The sequence below is a fragment of the Acidovorax lacteus genome, from assembly GCF_039540375.1.
Taxonomy (GTDB): domain Bacteria; phylum Pseudomonadota; class Gammaproteobacteria; order Burkholderiales; family Burkholderiaceae_C; genus Acidovorax_G; species Acidovorax_G lacteus.
On record NZ_BAABEX010000029.1, the window covers coordinates 384,659 to 400,937 of the forward strand.

At 69.8% G+C, this 16,279-nt stretch carries 15 protein-coding genes; 5 read left to right on the plus strand and 10 right to left on the minus strand.

The features are described 5' to 3' along the window. Positions 1-4: 4 nt before the first annotated feature. Positions 5-1,516, plus strand: coding sequence for a tripartite tricarboxylate transporter permease (locus tag ABD866_RS14595; protein ID WP_345066679.1), 1,512 nt, complete (start codon positions 5-7; stop codon positions 1,514-1,516). Between the two features lie 179 nt (positions 1,517-1,695). Continuing rightward, positions 1,696-2,205 (plus strand): hypothetical protein, encoded by a 510-nt coding sequence (locus tag ABD866_RS14600; protein ID WP_345066682.1) that lies wholly within the window; start codon positions 1,696-1,698, stop codon positions 2,203-2,205. 497 nt (positions 2,206-2,702) lie between these two features. On the opposite strand, the gene ABD866_RS14605 is transcribed toward ABD866_RS14600, so the two are convergent. Together ABD866_RS14605 and tsaE are read right to left on the minus strand one after the other, a co-directional pair. Further along, entirely contained in the window at positions 2,703-4,307 is a 1,605-nt protein-coding gene (locus ABD866_RS14605; RefSeq protein ID WP_345066685.1) for an N-acetylmuramoyl-L-alanine amidase, read from the minus strand. Then, on the minus strand, positions 4,304-4,813 hold the full coding sequence (gene tsaE, locus ABD866_RS14610; protein ID WP_345066688.1) for a tRNA (adenosine(37)-N6)-threonylcarbamoyltransferase complex ATPase subunit type 1 TsaE: 510 nt from the start codon (positions 4,811-4,813) through the stop codon (positions 4,304-4,306). Before tsaE ends, ABD866_RS14605 begins: the two co-directional genes overlap by 4 nt. Here tsaE and queG point away from each other — a divergent pair. Then, the gene (gene queG, locus ABD866_RS14615) at positions 4,796-5,971 is read left to right on the plus strand and encodes a tRNA epoxyqueuosine(34) reductase QueG (RefSeq protein WP_345066690.1); all 1,176 of its coding nucleotides are present in this window, start codon (positions 4,796-4,798) and stop codon (positions 5,969-5,971) included. The two genes, tsaE and queG, sit on opposite strands and share 18 nt — an antisense overlap. Before the next feature lie 94 nt (positions 5,972-6,065). On the opposite strand, the gene ABD866_RS14620 is transcribed toward queG, so the two are convergent. Further along, a complete protein-coding gene (locus tag ABD866_RS14620; protein ID WP_345066692.1) occupies positions 6,066-6,728 on the minus strand; it encodes an arylesterase in 663 nt (220 codons plus the stop codon). Next, on the minus strand, positions 6,725-7,630 hold the full coding sequence (locus ABD866_RS14625) for an AEC family transporter (protein WP_345066695.1): 906 nt from the start codon (positions 7,628-7,630) through the stop codon (positions 6,725-6,727). The genes ABD866_RS14620 and ABD866_RS14625 overlap by 4 nt, the downstream gene beginning before the upstream one ends. Before the next feature lie 125 nt (positions 7,631-7,755). Between ABD866_RS14625 and ABD866_RS14630 the strand changes: the two genes are divergently transcribed. Both ABD866_RS14630 and xerD read left to right on the plus strand, forming a co-directional pair. Then, a complete protein-coding gene (locus ABD866_RS14630; protein ID WP_345066698.1) occupies positions 7,756-8,718 on the plus strand; it encodes a tripartite tricarboxylate transporter substrate binding protein BugE in 963 nt (320 codons plus the stop codon). A gap of 67 nt (positions 8,719-8,785) precedes the next feature. Then, a complete protein-coding gene (gene xerD / locus ABD866_RS14635) occupies positions 8,786-9,790 on the plus strand; it encodes a site-specific tyrosine recombinase XerD (RefSeq protein ID WP_425549596.1) in 1,005 nt (334 codons plus the stop codon). A 262-nt stretch (positions 9,791-10,052) separates the two neighbouring features. On the opposite strand, the gene ABD866_RS14640 is transcribed toward xerD, so the two are convergent. Genes ABD866_RS14640 through ABD866_RS14665 form a run of 6 tightly spaced genes read right to left on the minus strand, consistent with a single transcriptional unit; the run spans position 10,053 to position 16,130 of the window. Continuing rightward, positions 10,053-10,442, minus strand: coding sequence for a Na+/H+ antiporter subunit G (locus tag ABD866_RS14640; RefSeq protein WP_345066701.1), 390 nt, complete (start codon positions 10,440-10,442; stop codon positions 10,053-10,055). A gap of 34 nt (positions 10,443-10,476) precedes the next feature. Further along, positions 10,477-10,758, minus strand: coding sequence for a K+/H+ antiporter subunit F (locus ABD866_RS14645; protein ID WP_345066703.1), 282 nt, complete (start codon positions 10,756-10,758; stop codon positions 10,477-10,479). Next, positions 10,755-11,282, minus strand: a complete 528-nt coding sequence (locus ABD866_RS14650; protein WP_345066705.1) for a Na+/H+ antiporter subunit E — start codon at positions 11,280-11,282, stop codon at positions 10,755-10,757. Before ABD866_RS14650 ends, ABD866_RS14645 begins: the two co-directional genes overlap by 4 nt. Continuing rightward, positions 11,279-12,922, minus strand: a complete 1,644-nt coding sequence (locus tag ABD866_RS14655) for a monovalent cation/H+ antiporter subunit D (RefSeq protein ID WP_345066707.1) — start codon at positions 12,920-12,922, stop codon at positions 11,279-11,281. The genes ABD866_RS14650 and ABD866_RS14655 overlap by 4 nt, the downstream gene beginning before the upstream one ends. Then, positions 12,919-13,278, minus strand: a complete 360-nt coding sequence (locus ABD866_RS14660; protein WP_345066709.1) for a Na+/H+ antiporter subunit C — start codon at positions 13,276-13,278, stop codon at positions 12,919-12,921. Before ABD866_RS14660 ends, ABD866_RS14655 begins: the two co-directional genes overlap by 4 nt. Further along, a complete protein-coding gene (locus ABD866_RS14665; RefSeq protein ID WP_345066712.1) occupies positions 13,275-16,130 on the minus strand; it encodes a monovalent cation/H+ antiporter subunit A in 2,856 nt (951 codons plus the stop codon). Before ABD866_RS14665 ends, ABD866_RS14660 begins: the two co-directional genes overlap by 4 nt. Positions 16,131-16,279 lie beyond the last annotated feature (149 nt).

Here is a 16,279-nt window from a genome sequence, read left to right on the forward strand (position 1 = left end):
TGCCATGGAAACCTGGAACCTTCTGCTGCAGGGCTTTGCCACTGCCGCCACCCCTGTCAACCTGCTGTGGGCCTTTGTCGGCTGCATGATCGGCACCGCCGTCGGTGTGCTGCCGGGCATCGGCCCCGCCGTGGCGGTGGCCATGCTGCTGCCCATCACCGTGAAGGTCGAGGCCACGGCCTCGATGATCTTCTTTGCCGGCATCTACTACGGGGCCATGTACGGTGGCTCGACCACCTCCATCCTGCTGAACACGCCGGGCGAGGCAGGCTCCATGGTCACCGCCATGGAGGGCAACAAGATGGCCAAGAACGGGCGCGCCGGTGCGGCCCTGGCCACCGCGGCCATCGGCTCGTTTGTGGCGGGCACCATCGCCACGGTGCTCGTGACTTTCTTTGCGCCCATCGTGGCCGAGTACGCGGTGCGCCTCGGGCCGCCCGAGTACTTCATGCTCATGGTGCTGGCTTTCACCACGGTGAGCGCAGTGCTTGGCAAGAGCACGCTGCGCGGCATGGTGGCCTTGTTCGTGGGCCTGGCCATGGGCCTGGTGGGCATGGACCAGATCACCGGCCAGGTGCGCTACACCGCCGGCGTGCCTGAGCTCATGGACGGCATCGAAGTCGTGCTGATTGCCGTGGGCCTGTTTGCCGTGGGGGAGGCGCTCTACAACGTGCTGTACGAAGGCCGCACGGTCGAGACGCAGAACAAGCTGACCAGCACGCACATGACGCGCGCCGAGTGGAAGCGCTCGTGGCCCGCGTGGCTGCGCGCCACCTTCATCGGCTTTCCGTTCGGCACCGTGCCGGCCGGGGGCAGCGAGATCCCGACCTTCCTGAGCTACGCGACCGAGAAAAAGCTGAGCCCGCACAAGGAAGAGTTTGGCACCACGGGTGCCATTGAGGGCGTGGCGGGACCCGAGGCGGCCAACAACGCGGCCATCACGGCCACGCTGATCCCGCTGCTCACGCTGGGCATTCCTACGTCCAACACCACGGCCATCTTGCTGGGCGCGTTCCAGAACTACGGCATTCAGCCCGGCCCGCAACTGTTCGACAAGAACGCCGCGCTGGTGTGGGCGCTGATCGCATCCATGTACATCGGCAACATCATGCTGCTGATTCTGAATCTGCCGCTCGTGGGCCTGTGGGTCAAGCTGCTGCGCATTCCCAAGAGCTACCTGTATGCGGGCATTCTGGTGTTTGCCACGCTGGGGGTGTACGGCATGCGCCAGAGCGCGTTTGATCTGGTGCTGCTATACGCCATTGGCCTGCTCGGGGTGGTGATGCGGCGTTTCGACTTCCCGGCGGCGCCGGTGGTGGTGGGCATGATTCTGGGCCCGCTGGCCGAGGCCCAGCTGCGCAACGCCGTGTCGATCGGCGAGGGCAAGTGGACCATCTTCATCGAACGCCCGGGCTCGCTCACGCTGCTGATCGTCGTGCTGGCCGTGCTCATCGTGCCGCGCGTGATCCGCCGCTGGAGCGCCCGCCGCATGGCCGCAGCGGCGGCCCATCCCTGATAGCACCACCGGTGCGGGCCTGGTCCGCGCCGGTGCGGCGAACCCTCCACGGGGCCCCAGGCGCAGGCCTGCGGGCCCCGTGGCATTCTCCCCACCACGGAAAGGGTCCGACCTTTGGAGGCCCAGGCCCTGGATTGTACCATTGGATGAGAATTATTCTCATTTATGAGGTCCGCAACATGGCTTTCCTTGCCACCGAACATGAGGCCTTGTGCCGCCATCTGGCACAGGCGCAGCGGCGTTGCAGCGCCGCGCTGGAGCAGCAGCAGCGCCAGCTCATCGCCGTGCAGGTTGAACTCTTGCGCACCCGGGTGCAGCTGCTGCTGCGCACCACCGAAGCGGCCTGGCTGCGCGCTGACCTGCAGGCCTTGCAAGCGGTCACGCCCGGGGGCGCGCGACGCCGAGCCATGGGGCGGCAGATCGAACGCCTGACCGAGCAGGTGGCCCAGCTCTCGCGCTCGCTGGGGCTGGCGCAGGCACTGGCCGCTGTGGCCAGGCCCTGCCCGGACGGCACGGTCGCGGCTTGCATGACCGAGGGCGAAGCCGCACAGCGATCTGTGGCCGCTGCGGCCACACAGGCGGCGATATGCCAGGTCGGCTGCGTGGGGCAGAGCATGGCCTTGCGTGGGGAGAACGGGCGGTGCGAGCGGACGGGAGAGACCTGCGTGGTCTGGGACGGCCCCCAGTAGCCTGGCAACGCCCCTGGGGTGAGCGGTGCCGCACGGACTGGTCGTGCGCTGACGCAACCGCCCTCACCGCTGTCCGCAGCGTCCGTGTCCGCCCGCCTGCCGTGGTCCCTGCTCGCAAGCAGCCTTGCCGACAGGGGGCCCGCCGACATTGACCCGCAGGGTGTGCCATTGGCCCCCCTACACAAGGGCTGAGTCGATTTGCTATTAAATTGATAGCTGCTCGTGCTTGATTTGAAAGCACGAGCAGCCTTTTTGGTGCTTGGCCCTTCGGCCTTGCCGAGGAACTGGCACCGGCCGCGGCACGCCCTGATTGGGTGCCCGAGCCGTGCCCCCGGCAGCCCGACTGCACAGGTGCGAGGGGCCGTGTGGTCCGCGGCGCGGGGCGTAGCTTTGCACGAGGCACGGGGCGCCAGACCTGCGTGCCGCGCCCCGCGGCCAGCGGGCGCTGGCTTGCGGCAGTCGCGTGTGGGCGGCCCGCATTCCGCCCGCGCCCAGCCTTACACCGAGCGGCTGCGCGCCAGCGGCGGGTTGCGCGCGAAGTAGCGCACGATGCCGCGCAGCAGCGCGTCGGCCATCTGTTCCTGGTATTCAGGGCTGCGCAGGCGGGCCTCTTCTTCGGGGTTGCTGATGAACGCCGTCTCGACCAGCACACTCGGAATGTCTGGGGCCTTGAGCACGGCAAAACCCGCCTGTTCCACCCGCGGCTTGTGCAAGCGGCCGATGCGGCCGATCTCGCCCAGCAGCGCCGTGCCGAGCTTGAGGCTGTCGTTGATCTGGGCCGTGGTGCTCATGTCCAGCAGCGCGCGCTGCACATGCCGGTCCTGGCTCTGCACGTTGATGCCGCCCACCAGGTCGGCCTGGTTTTCCTTGTTGGCCAGCCAGCGCGCGGCCGTGCTCGACGCGCCGCCTTCGCTGAGCGCAAAAACGCTCGCCCCGCGCGCCGCGGGGGTGGTGAAGGCGTCGGCGTGGATGCTCACAAACAGGTCGGCCTGCACGCGGCGGGCCTTGTCCACGCGCACATGCAGCGGCACGAAGAAGTCGGCGTCGCGCGTCATCACGGCGCGCATGGGGTTGCCGCCCACGCTGGTGGCATTGATGCGGTCGCGCAGCAGGCGTGCCACGCGCAGCACCACGTCCTTTTCGCGTGTGCCGGCCGGGCCGATGGCGCCCGGGTCTTCGCCGCCGTGGCCAGGGTCGATCGCCACGATGATGATGCGGTCGGTCTGGGTGGCGGTGGCGCGCGGGGCCCCGGGTGCGGGCGCTGCGCCGGGCCGCTGGGCCACGGCCACGGGTGGGCTTGCTGGCGAGAGGGCGGGCGCTGCGGCGGCCGGGCCGGGCGCATCGGTGCCCGCGCTACCGCCCTGGCGCTGTGCGATCCAGTCGCCCAGCGGGTCGGTTGCGCTGCCGGAGGACGGGGCGCGCGCTGCGGCGCTGCCGGTGGCAGCCGGGGCAGGCGTCATGCCCAGCGGGGCCGTGGCCGCTGCGGGGCCTGGCCCAGGGGGCGTGGGGGCCGTCGGTGCAGCCGCAACGGGGGCTGCTGGTGCGGTTTCGCGCAGGCGCTCGGCGATCAGCGCCTCCAGCGGGTCCGGCGGGTCGGCCGGGTACAGGTCGAACACCAGGCGGTGCTGGTAGGCGGCCACCGGCGGCAGCGAAAACACCTGGGGCTTGGCGGGCTGTTTCAAGTCCACCACCAGGCGCACCACGCCCGGGGCGTTCTGCCCCACGCGGATACCGGCAATGTTCGGGTCGTCGGGTTTGACCTTGGCCACCAGTTCGCGCAATTCGGGGCTGAGGTCGATGCCTTCGATGTCCACCGCCAGGCGCGGCGGCGTGGTCACGAAAAACTGGCGCGCCACCAGCTTGCCGTCGGATTCGATGGTCACGCGCGAATAGTCGGCTGCCGGCCACACGCGCACGGCCAGAATGGTCGCGCCCCAGGCGATGTGCTGTGTGCCCAGCAGCAGCACCAGCGTGCCGCCCCGCAGCAGCGCGCGGCGCGTGGTGCCGCGCGGGGCCAGCCCGGCAGACGGCGGCGGGCCGTCGGTTGCCCAGGCGGTGTGGGCGGGTGTGGGCGGTGTGGGTGCGAGGGGGCGCTGGCTCATGCGGCCAGCTCCGCCAGCAGGCCACGGCCCAGCGCTGTGCCGGCCGTGAGGGTGATGCGCCGCTCGGTCTCGCCCAATGCCTCCAGTGCAATCTGCAGGTCGGCCGGCGGGGCCAGGCCTGCGGCCTTGTCGGGCCATTCGGCCAGCTTCAGGCCAGGGCTCGCAAAAATGTCGCGAAAGCCCGCGTCTTCCCACTCGCGCGGATCGTCAAAGCGGTAGAAGTCGAAGTGCCAGATGGCCAGGCCGTCCGGCGCTTCGTGGGGTTCGACCACGGCATAGGTCGGGCTCTTGATGCGGCCGGTGATGCCGAGTGCGCGCAGCAGGTGGCGCACCAGCGTGGTCTTGCCCGCGCCCAGGTTGCCGTGTAGCGTGAGGTAGGCGCCGCGCAGCCCGGGCTGGCGCGCGAGCTGCGCGGCCAGCGCGGCGGTGGCGTCTTCGTCCGCGCACACCCAGGTGCGGCTGGGGGGGCTTTCTACAATCGAGCCGGTATGTGGTGCAGCAGTCAACTCGTTCCTCAGGTGCAGGAGTGGGCACGCGAGCTGGGATTCTCCCAAATCGGTGTGGCCGGGATCGATTTGTCCTCTGCCGAGCCCGGATTGCTGCAGTGGCTGGACGCGGGCTTTCATGGCGAAATGCACTACATGCAGGCCCACGGCCTGCGCCGCGCCCGCCCGGCCGAGCTGGTGCCCGGCACGGTCAGCGTGATCACTGCGCGCATGGACTATCTGCCGCGCATCAGCCTGCAGCCCGGGGTGGATGCTGCCACAGCCCGGGCCGATGCTGTGTCAGACACTCTCGACACCGCACCGGGCAGCGTCGCTGGCATGGCCACCTGGCAGCAGCGCGAGCTGGCCCGCCTGGCGCAACCGCACGAGGCCGTGGTCTCGCTCTATGCCCGGGGGCGCGACTACCACAAGGTGCTGCGCAGCCGCCTGCAAAAGCTGGCCGACCGCATCGCCGCCACGGTAGGGCCGTTCGGCCACCGCGTGTTCACCGATTCGGCCCCCGTGCTCGAAGCCGAACTGGCCTCACGCAGCGGCCAGGGCTGGCGCGGCAAGCACACCCTGGTGCTGCACCGCGAGGCGGGCTCCATGTTCTTTCTGGGCGAGATTTATGTGGACCTGGCCCTGCCGCCCACACCGGCGGTCACGGCCCACTGCGGCCAGTGCACGGCCTGCATCACGGCCTGCCCCACCGGGGCCATCGTGGCCCCGCACCGGGTGGACGCGCGGCGCTGCATTTCGTACCTGACCATCGAACACCCCGGGCCCATCGACGAAGCGCTGCGCCCGCTGATGGGCAACCGCATCTACGGCTGCGACGACTGCCAGCTCGTGTGCCCCTGGAACAAGTTTGCCAAGGCCAGCCCCTTGCCCGACTTCGACCCGCGCCCCGGGCTGACCGGCGCGGGTCTGCTGACGCTGTGGGCCTGGGACGAAGCCACCTTTTTGCAGCGCACCGAGGGCAGTCCCATCCGCCGCATCGGACATGAGCGCTGGCTGCGCAACCTGGCCGTGGCGCTGGGCAACGCGCTGCGGGCCAGTGCCGATGATGGGCAGCGCCAGGCGGTGCGCACCGCGCTGCAGGCGCGTGCCGACCACCCGAGCGCGCTGGTGCGCGAGCATGTGGCCTGGGCGCTGGCGCAGGCGGATGCGACGGATTGAGCTCGCCGTATTACAAGCGAAATTGGCCGTTCGTGCCTGAAATACAAGCACGAGCAGCTATCAAATCAATAGCGAACCGATGGGGCGGCGGGTTTCAGCGCCACCAGCCCACGCGGCGCAGTGTCTGCTCCAGCCCCTCGGCAAAGCGCGTATGGCCTGCGCTGTTGGCGTGGATTGCATCGGCGCGCAGGCGCTCGTCCGACAGCACCTCGGACCAGCCCTTGGCATGCAGCGGCACCTGCAGTGCGTCGGCCAGTTCGGCGTAGAGCGCATGATCCTGAAGATGCCCTGCCGCGGCTAGCAGCGAGGGCGCGGGCACGGCCACCAGCAGCACCTGGGCGTCGGCATCGCGGCTGGCCTGCACGATGGCGCGCAGGTGCTCGCGGGTTTCGGCCGTGGACACGCGCCGCAGAAAATCGTTGCCGCCCAGGCCCACGATGACCAGTGCCGGCTTGTGCTGCGCCAGCAGCGGGCCGAGCCGCTCGCGCCCCTGGGCGCTGGTGTTGCCCGACACCCCGGCGTTGACCACCTGCCAGCCGGTGCGTTGCTGCAGCAGCGCGGGGTAGGCGGCCTCGGGCGTGGTACCTACGCCCGATGTGAGCGAATCGCCCAGCACCAGCACCGTGGCCCCGGCGGGCAGCGCAGACTGCTGGGGCGGCTTGCGGCCGCAACCGGCCAGCAGCGCGAGTGTCGGTGCCAGCACTGCGGCGGCGGCCGTGGCCAGCACACGCCGGCGGGTGGGCAGGGGGGGCTTCATCGCAACACTCCCAAAGCAAACGGCAGGCTCACCACCCCCAGCAGGGTGGACAAGGTGACCAGCCCGGCCACGTACGCGCCGTTGTAGCCCATGCGCGCGGCCAGCACATAGCAGGTGGATGCCGTGGGCAGCGCCGTGAAGGCGAGCAGCACCGTCGTCTGTACCGGGCTCAGGCCAAACAGGCGCGCCATGGCCAGGCCGATGAGGGGCTGCACCAGATGGCGCAGCGTAAGCACGGCCACGCTGAGCGAACGCCCGCGCGCCAGTTGTCCCAACTGCATGCCCGCGCCCGCGGCCATGAGCCCGAGCGCGAGCGACGACGCGCTGATGCGGCTCACCGTAGGCGCCATCCATTCGGGAATGCGAAAGCCCAGCAGGTTGGCCACCAGCCCGGACACCGTGGCCAGGATCAGCGGGTTGCGCAGCAGCTCACGCACAAAGCCCTGCTGGCCGTGGCGCGCCATGGGCCATACCGCGGCCATGTTGAACAGCGGCACACACACGCCGATCAGCACCGCAATGAGCTGCACGCCCTGGCCGCCCGCCAGGCGCTCGGCTATGGCCAAGCCAATGAAGGAGTTGAAGCGGAACGCCACCTGCGCGCTGGCCGCGTGGTCGCGCCGGTCGATGTGACGGCCCAGCACGGGCCACCAGGGCAGGCTGTAGGCCAGCGCAATGCCGCTCAGGGCCGCCAGCAGGCCCGCGCCGATCAGCCCCGAGGTGGCGGCCAGGTCCACCGGGCTTTTGACGATCGACTGGAACAGCAGCACCGGAAAGAGCAGGTAGTACACCAGGCTCTCCACCGGCTGCCACACCGCGCGGTTCAGCGGGGTGAAGCGGCAGAGCAGGTAGCCCAGCAGGATGAGCGAGAAGTCCGGAAGCAGCAGCTGGGCATAGTTCACCCGCCGAGAATACCCGAGGGCCGCGCCGCGCGTGAGGGTTCACCCTTATGTGGTATCCACAGTCTGTAGGGATTTGCGTTGCGCATACCATCGGCCCACCTTCCATCAACCAAGGAGAGAACGTCATGCAACGTCGTCACTGGCTGGCACTCGCACTGGCCACGGCAGCGGGTTCTGCCGCAGCCCAGGGTTATCCGAACAAGCCCATCAAGCTGGTCGTGCCCTTTGCACCGGGTGGTACCACCGACATCATCGCCCGCACCATCGCCGACCCGCTGGGCAAGGCGCTGGGCCAGAACGTGATCGTCGAAAACCGCGCCGGCGGGGGCGGCATCATCGGCGCAGGCGAGACGGCCAAGTCCGCGCCCGATGGCTATTCGCTGGGCGTGGCCACCGTGTCCACCACCGCAGCCAACCCCGCCATCAACCCCAAGACGCCGTACAACCCGCTGACGGACTTCACACCCATCATCAACATCGCGGCCACGCCCAACGTGATCGCGGTGCACCCAAGCTTTCCGGCCAAGGACTACAAGGGCTTCGTGGCCGAGCTCAAGAAGTCGCCGGGCAAGTACTCGTACTCGTCCTCGGGCACGGGCGGCATCGGCCACCTGCAGATGGAGCTGTACAAGAACCTGAGCGGCACCTTCATCACGCACATTCCGTACCGCGGTGCGGGCCCGGCCCTGAACGACACCGTGGCCGGCCAGGTGCCGATGATTTTTGACAACCTGCCCTCCGCGCTGCCCTTCATCCGCGACAACCGCCTGGTGCCCATCGTGGTGGCCGCACCGCAGCGCCTGGCTGCACTGCCCAACGTGCCCACCTTCAAGGAAGTGGGGCTGGAGCCCGTGAACCGCCTGGCCTACTACGGCATCGTGGGCCCCAAGGGTCTGCCGCGTGACGTGGTGGACAAGATCAACGCCGGCGTGCGCAAGGCGCTTGAAGACCCGGCCGTGCGCAAGCGCATTGAAGACACGGGCTCGATCATCGTGGCCAACACGCCCGAGCAGTTCGGCGCGCAGATCAAGGCCGAATTCGACGTCTACAAGAAGGTCGTCGACGAGCAGAAGCTCAAGCTCGACTGACGGCACCTGCGGCCGCCATGCGGCCGCTGCATCCGTGCCATCATCGGCCATCCGTCCTGCCGGGCGGATGGCCTTTTTGTTGGCTCCCACCCGCTGTATGCCCGCTGTTGCGCCGCCTGAACATCCGCTGCCCCCGCTACCCGTCGCCTTGGGCGACAGTCCGCTGCCTGCGGCCAGTGCCGATGCCATCGACGCCTTTGTGGACGCGCTGTGGCTCGAGGACGGCCTGGTGCGCAACACGCTGGCCGCCTACCGGCGCGACCTGACGCTGTACGCCCAGTGGCTTGCGCAGCAGCAGCCTGCGCTGGCCCTGGATCAGACAGCCGAGCACCACCTGCAGGCCTACTTTGCGGCCCGCCATGCGCACACGCGCGCCACCAGCGCCAACCGCCGCCTCACCGTGCTGCGCCGCTACTTCCGCTGGGCGCTGCGCGAGCGGCGCATCGCCGCAGACCCCACGCTGCGGCTGGAGGCCGCGCGCCAGCCGTTGCGCGTGCCCAAGTCGCTGTCGCAGGCGCAGGTGGAGGCCCTGCTGGCCGCGCCCGACCTGGGCCAGCCGCTGGGCGTGCGCGACCGCGCCATGCTGGAGCTGATGTACGCCAGCGGCCTGCGCGTGACCGAGCTGGTGACGCTCAAGACCTACCAGGTGAGCCTGGCCGAAGGCGTGCTGCGCGTGGTGGGCAAGGGCCGCAAAGAGCGGCTGGTGCCCTTTGGCCAGGAGGCCCACGCCTGGCTGGTGCGCTACCTGCAGGACGCGCGCGGCGCCATCCTGGGCGGGCAGCTCACCGACGACCTGTTCGTCACCCAGCGCGGCGCAGCCATGACGCGCGTGGCCTTCTGGATGATCGTGAAGAAATGGGCCGCGGTGGCGGGCATCGTGGCGCCGCTGTCGCCCCACACGCTGCGCCATGCGTTTGCCACGCACCTGCTCAACCACGGGGCCGATTTGCGCGTGGTGCAGCTGCTGCTGGGCCATGCCGACATCTCGACCACCACCATCTACACCCACGTGGCGCGTGAGCGGCTCAAAGCCTTGCACGCCGCGCACCACCCGCGCGGTCAGGCGGGTTGAGCGGCCCGCTTGCAGGGCGCGGCGGTGTGGGGTCAGTGTGGGGCAGGTGTGGGCACGGCCCTGTTGCCCGGCGTGCGGCGGTGCGTCTGTCGAGCGGGAGCAGGCCCGTCGTCAGCACCCCGCGGACTTGGTGGCTGACTGGCCCCCGATCCAGCACAGACTAGCACGAGAAGCTATCGAAACAATAGCAACCTAAGGCCTCGGGAGGTGCCCGGCCAGGCACGGCCAGTGTCCCGCGGGTGGCCCGCGCAGGCCCCCGGGTTCACACCGTATCGGTCGGGTGGGCAGCCGGTGCGGCCGTGCGCTCGGGTACCGCGTCGTGCGGAATGGGCGCACGGCTGTCCACGCCCAGGTGCAGGGCCGCCTGGGCCATGAGGTTGGCCGACACCGGGGCGGTGACAAACACGAAGAGCGTGATCAGCAGCTCGGCAAAGCCGATCTCGCCCCGCGCCGCGGCCAGCACCATGCTGGCGATCAGCACGCCCCCCACGCCCAGCGTCGAAGCCTTGGTGGGCGCGTGCAGGCGCATGAAGAAGTCCGGCAGGCGCACCAGCCCGATGGCCCCCACGAGGCTGAAGAACCCGGCCACCAGCAGCAAGGCTGCAGCGGCCCACTCGGCCACGGTCTGAAGCAGGGGGGCGGCGGCGCTCATGGCAAGGCTCCCGGAAAGCAGAGGGTTCGCGGCGTCATTCGACCACGTCCCCACGGGTCAGGTAGCGCGACAGCGCCACGGTGGACACAAACCCCAGCATGGCCACGATCAGCGCGGCCTCGTACAGCAGGGCCGTGTGCCAGCGGATGCCCAGCAACACCGTCAGGGCCACGGCGTTGAGGTACAGCGTGTCGATGGCCAGCACCCGGTCGATGGGCTGCGGACCGCGCCACAGGCGCCAGGTGCACAGCGCCAGCGAGAGCGCCACGCACGCGGTGGCAAAGTCCAGTGCCCAGGGCAGCACGGTGGTCATCATGGCCTTGCTCCTGGCGACGGCGCGTGCGCGCCGTGGCCTTCAAAAATCGCACGCAGCGGGGCTTCGTAGCGTTGCTGGATGTCGTGTGCCATCTGCACGGGGTCTGCGCAGTCGAGCGCGTGCACCAGGATGCGGTGCTGCGCTTCGTCCACCGTGCACGACACCGTGCCCGGCGTGGTGGTGATGATGCTGGCCAGCAGCGCAATGGCCGTGGGGTCCTGCAGCGTGAGGGGCACCACCACCCAGCCCGGCCGGGGGCGGCTGGCCGGGCCCAGCACTAGGCGGGCCACGGCAATGTTGGACACCACGATGTCCCTAAGCACCACCGCCACCAGCCGCGGCACGGGAGCCCAGCGCACCGGGCGGCCCGTGGGCAGAAAGCCGTGCAGCAGCCAGGGCACGGCCAGGCCCAGCAGCACGGCCGACAGCAGGTGCACGGGTTCGATCGACCGCTGCAGCAGCAGCCAGCCGATGCCCAGCAGGGCAGACCACCACGGATGGGCGAGCAGAGGGCGGCGCTTCATGGGCGTTCTCCGGGGGGCGGCGTCAGCCGCACTTCGCCGTCGCCCGCGCGGTAGGGGCGCGTGCTGCGGGCATCGCGTCCACCCACCGTGTGCAGCACCTGCTCGGCATAGGCACCGGTGTCGGTCAGTTGCAGGGCCATGGCGTCGGTGTATCGCTTCATGGGCGACGCTGCCACGGCCAGCAGCACCGTGAGCGACATCAGCCCCAGCGTGGCCGTGGTCAGGCGCAGACTGTGCCCGGCCTGCACGGCCTTGGGGTCGGCCGGCAGGGCGGCCCAGAACAGAATGCTGCCCGCCCGCGCCAGCCCGACCAGGGTGAGAAAGCCTGCGCCTAGCACCACCGCCCACACCCAGGTGTGCGCCGGGCTGGCGGCGGCGCTTTCAAGCACCATGACCTTGCCCAGAAAGCCCGGTAGCGGCGGCAAACCGGCCGCCGAAGCCGCGCCCAGCAGCATCATGAGCCCCAGCAGCACTGGCTGGGCCACCGGGGTGGCCGGCTGCAGCAGATCGCCCGCCGGGCCGCGCTGCGATGCGACCAGTTCCACCAGCAGGAAGAGGCCCGCCACCACCAGCGTGCTGTGCACCATGTAGTACACAGCGGCCGACAGCCCTGCCGGGGTGAACAGCCCCACGCCCGCGAGGATGGTGCCCACCGAGCCGACCGTGAGGTAGGACACCATGCGCGCCATGCTGTGAGCCGCCAGGGCCCCCAGCGTGCCCAGCACGGCAGTGACCAGGGCCAGGGGCAGCAGCCAGGCCGCAGCCGCCAGGGCGGCATGGCCCGCGCCGTCGCCCAGCATCACGGCGTGCACCCGGATGATGCTGTACACGCCCACCTTGGTCATGATGGCGAACAGCGCCGCCACCGGGGCCGTGGCAGCCGCGTAGGTGCCGGGCAGCCACAGGTACAGCGGCACGATGGCTGCCTTGAGCCCAAACACCACCAGCAGCAACAGCGCTCCGACCTTGAGCAGCGCCGCGTCTTCAGGGCCCAGCTGCGCGATGCGCAGCGCCAGATCGGCCATGTTCAGCGTGCCCGTGACGGCGTACACCAGCGCCAGCCCGATCAGGAACAGGGCCGATGCCACGAGGTTGAGCACCACGTAGTGCAGCCCCGCACGCACCCGATCGCGGCCCTGGCCGTGGAGCATCAGCGCGTACGAGGAGATGAGCAGCACCTCGAAGAACACGAACAGGTTGAACAGGTCGCCGGTGACGAAGGCCCCCGACAGGCCCATGAGCTGGAAGTGGAACAGCGCATGGAAATGACGGCCGTGCGCGTCCCAGCCGCCTGTGGCGTACCAGAGAACCGGCACGGCAATGGTCCAGGTCAGCGCCAGCATCAGCGCGCTCAGGCGGTCGACCACCAGCACGATGCCAAACGGCGCGGGCCATGCGCCCAGCGGGTACACCTGCAGGCCGCCGTTGGCCGCCTCGGTGAACAGGCGCCAGGCGAGCACAGCGCCCAGAACGGCCGCAGCCAGGCTCACGCGGCGGCGGCGGTGCAGCAGGTGGCTGCCGTGGTGGGCCTCACCGCCGCCATCGCCCAGCCACAGCAGCAGCGCGGCGGTGGCCAGCGGCAGCAATACGGGCAGCACCGGCAGGTGCTGCGCAAAGAAGTGCGCCACCACGCCGTTCACGGCTTGGGCCTTTCAGCGTTGCCGGACGGAGGCTCGGCCCCGTCCACATGGTCGGTGCCGGTTTCGTGGCGTGAGCGCAAGGCCAGCTCCACCACGAATCCGGTGGTGGCAAAACCGATCACGATGGCCGTGAGCACCAGCGCCTGCGGCAGCGGGTCGGCCACGCGGCCGTCGGGTGTGAGGATGGGGGCGGCGTCCATCCAGAGCCGCCCCATGGCGAAGATGAACACATTGACGGCGTAGCCCAGCAGGCTCAGCCCGATCACCACGGGCCAGGTGCGGCCGCGCAGAATCAGGTACAGGCCGGTCGCGGTCACGCAGCCGATGCCGCTGGCCACCAGAAATTCAAGGCTCATGGGCGGACTCCTTCGCTTGCGGCAGGGGGCTCGGTGCCGGGGCCTCGCGTGACCGAGCCCAGCGCCGACAGCGTGAGCAGCGTGGAGCCCACCACGGTGATGTACACGCCCAGGTCGAACAGCGCCGCTGTGGCCAGAGGCAGAGGTCCCAGGCCCGGCACGTGCGGGTAGCCGTGCGCACTGGTCAAGAAAGGCTGGCCCAGCACAAAAGCCCCTGCACCCGTGGCCGCGGCAATGCCCAGGCCCACTGCAATCCAGCGCACAAAACGCCGCCCGCCCTGTGCGCGCAACAGGGCCTCAGTGCGGCTCTGGCCCAGGGCCATGTACTGCAGCACCAGGGCCACGGCTGTCACCAGTCCGGCAATAAAGCCCCCGCCGGGCAGGTTGTGGCCGCGCATGAAGATATACACCGTGGTCACCAGGGCCAGCGGTAGCACCACCCGTGCCGCCACGCGCAGCATCAGGGGTTGCGCCGCAAAGGTCCAGGTGCGGCCCGCCGCATCGGCACCTGGCTTGCGGGTGCGCATGCCGTCCATCAGGGCCAACACACCGATGGCCGCAATGCCGAGCACCGTGATTTCCCCAAACGTGTCGTAGCCGCGGAAGTCCACCAGGATCACGTTGACCACGTTGGTGCCGCCGCCTGCGGGCACCGACTGGTTCAGGAAGTACCAGGCGATCGAGTCGTGGTCGCGCGTGAGCATGACCCAGGCCAGCCACGCCATGCCCGCGCCGCCCGCCACGGCAATGCTGGCATCGCGCAGCTTGCGGGCGCGCGTCGATTCACGCGGTGTCTGCCGGGGCAGCAGCGCCAGCCCCATGAGCAGCAGCACGGTGGAGACGACCTCGACCGTCAGCTGCGTGAGCGCCAGGTCGGGCGCCGACAGGCCCAGAAAGCACAGCGCCGTCACCAGCCCCACCGCGCCCGTGACGATCACGGACTGGAAGCGGTCGTGGTGGCGCAGCACCAGCCAGCCGCAGGCCAGCAGCAGCAGGGCCCAGAGCACCACGGCCGGCAGCGTGACCGGCAGCAGGGAGCGCGAGCCCTGGCCCGGCAGGCCCTGCACCACCAGCGGTGCGGCGGCCGCCACCAACGCGGCCACCAGTATCCAGGCCACATAGCGCTGCAGCGATCCGTTTTCGAGCCGCTGGGTGCAACGGCCCGCAAACCCCCACAAGGCGGCCATCAGCCGGTCGAACAGGTGCAGCCCGGTGAAGGGCCCAAACCAGCCTTCAGACACCAAACCATGCAGTCGCCGGCCGCGCATGAGGCCCAGGTACAGCGCCGCGCCCAAGCCCAGCGCCAGCACGCTCAGCAAGAGCGGCAGGTTGAAGCCGTGCCACAGCGCCAGGTGGTAGTCGGGCAGGGCTTCGCCGCGCAGCGCCGTGGCCGCTGCATGCACCAGCGGGCCTGCCAGCAGCGCCGGGGCCAGGCCCACCGCCACGCAGACGGCGGCCAGCAAGGCGACCGGCGCTTTCATGCCCAGCGGGGGCTCGTGCGGATGCGGCTGGGGCAGATCGCGCGGCGGGCCGTTGAAGAACACGTCGTGCACAAAGCGCAGCGAATACGCCACGCTGCACAGGGCGGCCACCGTGGTCAGGGCCGGAATCCACCAGCGCCAGCCACCGGGCGCCGCGAAGGCCACGGCTTCGGTCAGGAACATTTCCTTGGACACGAAGCCGTTGAACAGCGGCACGCCCGCCATGGCCGCCGCGGCCACCATGGCCAGGGTGGCGGTCCAGGGCATGAGACGGAACAGCCCCCCCAGCTGGCGCATGTCGCGCGTGCCGGTTTCGTGGTCCACAATGCCCGCGGTCATGAACAGGGCGGCCTTGAAGCTGGCGTGGTTCAGGATGTGGAACACCGCCGCCACGGCCGCCAGCGGAGAGCCCAGCCCGATGAGGAAGGTGATCAGCCCGAGGTGGCTGATCGTCGAGTACGCCAGCAGGCCCTTGAGGTCGTGCTTGAACACGGCAAAAGCCGCGCCCATCAGCACCGTGACCAGTCCGGCCCCGGCCACCAGGGCGGTAAACCATTCGGTGCCACCCAGTACCGGGGTCAGCCGCGCGAGCAGAAAGATGCCCGCCTTGACCATGGTGGCCGAGTGCAGGTACGCCGACACGGGAGTGGGGGCCGCCATGGCCTGCGGCAACCAGAAGTGGAAGGGAAACTGTGCGCTCTTGGTGAAGCAGCCCAGCAGGATCAGCACCAGCGCCGCCGGATAGCGCGGGTCGGCCTGGATCTGCGCTGCCTGCGCGGCCAGCTGGCTGATCTCGTAGGTGCCCGCAATCTGCCCCAGCAGTACCACACCCCCGAGCATGGCCAGCCCGCCGCCGCCGGTCACGGCCAGCGCCATGCGGGCGCCTGCACGGGCGTCGGCGCGGTGCTTCCAGTAGCCCACCAGCAAAAACGAGGCGATGCTGGTCAGCTCCCAGAACACGACGAGCAGCAGCACGTTGTCCGACAGCACGATGCCGAGCATCGCGGCCATGAACAGCATCAGGGTGCTGAAGAACTTGCCAACGGGGTCGTCAGTGCCCAGGTAGTGGTGGGCGTACAGGATCACAAGCAGCCCCATGCCCGTGATCAGCAGCGCAAACATCAGCGCCAGCCCGTCCAGGCGCAAGCCCACGTTCAGGCCGATTTCTGGCACCCAGGGGATGAACTGGGCCACGGGGTCTCCGGCCATGACCCCCGGGGCAAGCCAGAGCAGCAGCCCCAGGCTCGCGGCGGTGACGGCAGCGGCCAGCCATGCGGTGCGAACGCGGCAGGCGGGCCCGGATACCGAGCCCGACCAGCCGGTCAACGCCGTCCCGGCCAGCAATGGCAACAGAATGATCAGCAGCAGCACCGTCGGGAGCCCCCTTCGTGAAGAGCGGCCATTCTAGGCAGCGGTGGTCAATGTCCCTGCGCGTTGCGCGGTTGAGCCAGTGCCCGTCACACCCTGGGGGCCGACCGGGGCGGATTGCGTGTCGCCGCCGCACCTGGCAGCGCCCTCCG

Coding starts and splice junctions, on each gene's coding strand:
- ABD866_RS14620 (WP_345066692.1), bottom strand. CDS start 6,728: ATGAAGCCCCCCCTGCCCACCCGCCGGCGTGTGCTGGCCACGGCCGCC.
- xerD (WP_425549596.1), top strand. CDS start 8,786: ATGGCCTTTTTGTTGGCTCCCACCCGCTGTATGCCCGCTGTTGCGCCG.
- queG (WP_345066690.1), top strand. CDS start 4,796: ATGTGGTGCAGCAGTCAACTCGTTCCTCAGGTGCAGGAGTGGGCACGC.
- ABD866_RS14645 (WP_345066703.1), bottom strand. CDS start 10,758: ATGATGACCACCGTGCTGCCCTGGGCACTGGACTTTGCCACCGCGTGC.
- ABD866_RS14640 (WP_345066701.1), bottom strand. CDS start 10,442: ATGAGCGCCGCCGCCCCCCTGCTTCAGACCGTGGCCGAGTGGGCCGCT.
- ABD866_RS14600 (WP_345066682.1), top strand. CDS start 1,696: ATGGCTTTCCTTGCCACCGAACATGAGGCCTTGTGCCGCCATCTGGCA.
- ABD866_RS14595 (WP_345066679.1), top strand. CDS start 5: ATGGAAACCTGGAACCTTCTGCTGCAGGGCTTTGCCACTGCCGCCACC.
- ABD866_RS14605 (WP_345066685.1), bottom strand. CDS start 4,307: ATGAGCCAGCGCCCCCTCGCACCCACACCGCCCACACCCGCCCACACC.
- ABD866_RS14650 (WP_345066705.1), bottom strand. CDS start 11,282: ATGAAGCGCCGCCCTCTGCTCGCCCATCCGTGGTGGTCTGCCCTGCTG.
- ABD866_RS14630 (WP_345066698.1), top strand. CDS start 7,756: ATGCAACGTCGTCACTGGCTGGCACTCGCACTGGCCACGGCAGCGGGT.
- ABD866_RS14660 (WP_345066709.1), bottom strand. CDS start 13,278: ATGAGCCTTGAATTTCTGGTGGCCAGCGGCATCGGCTGCGTGACCGCG.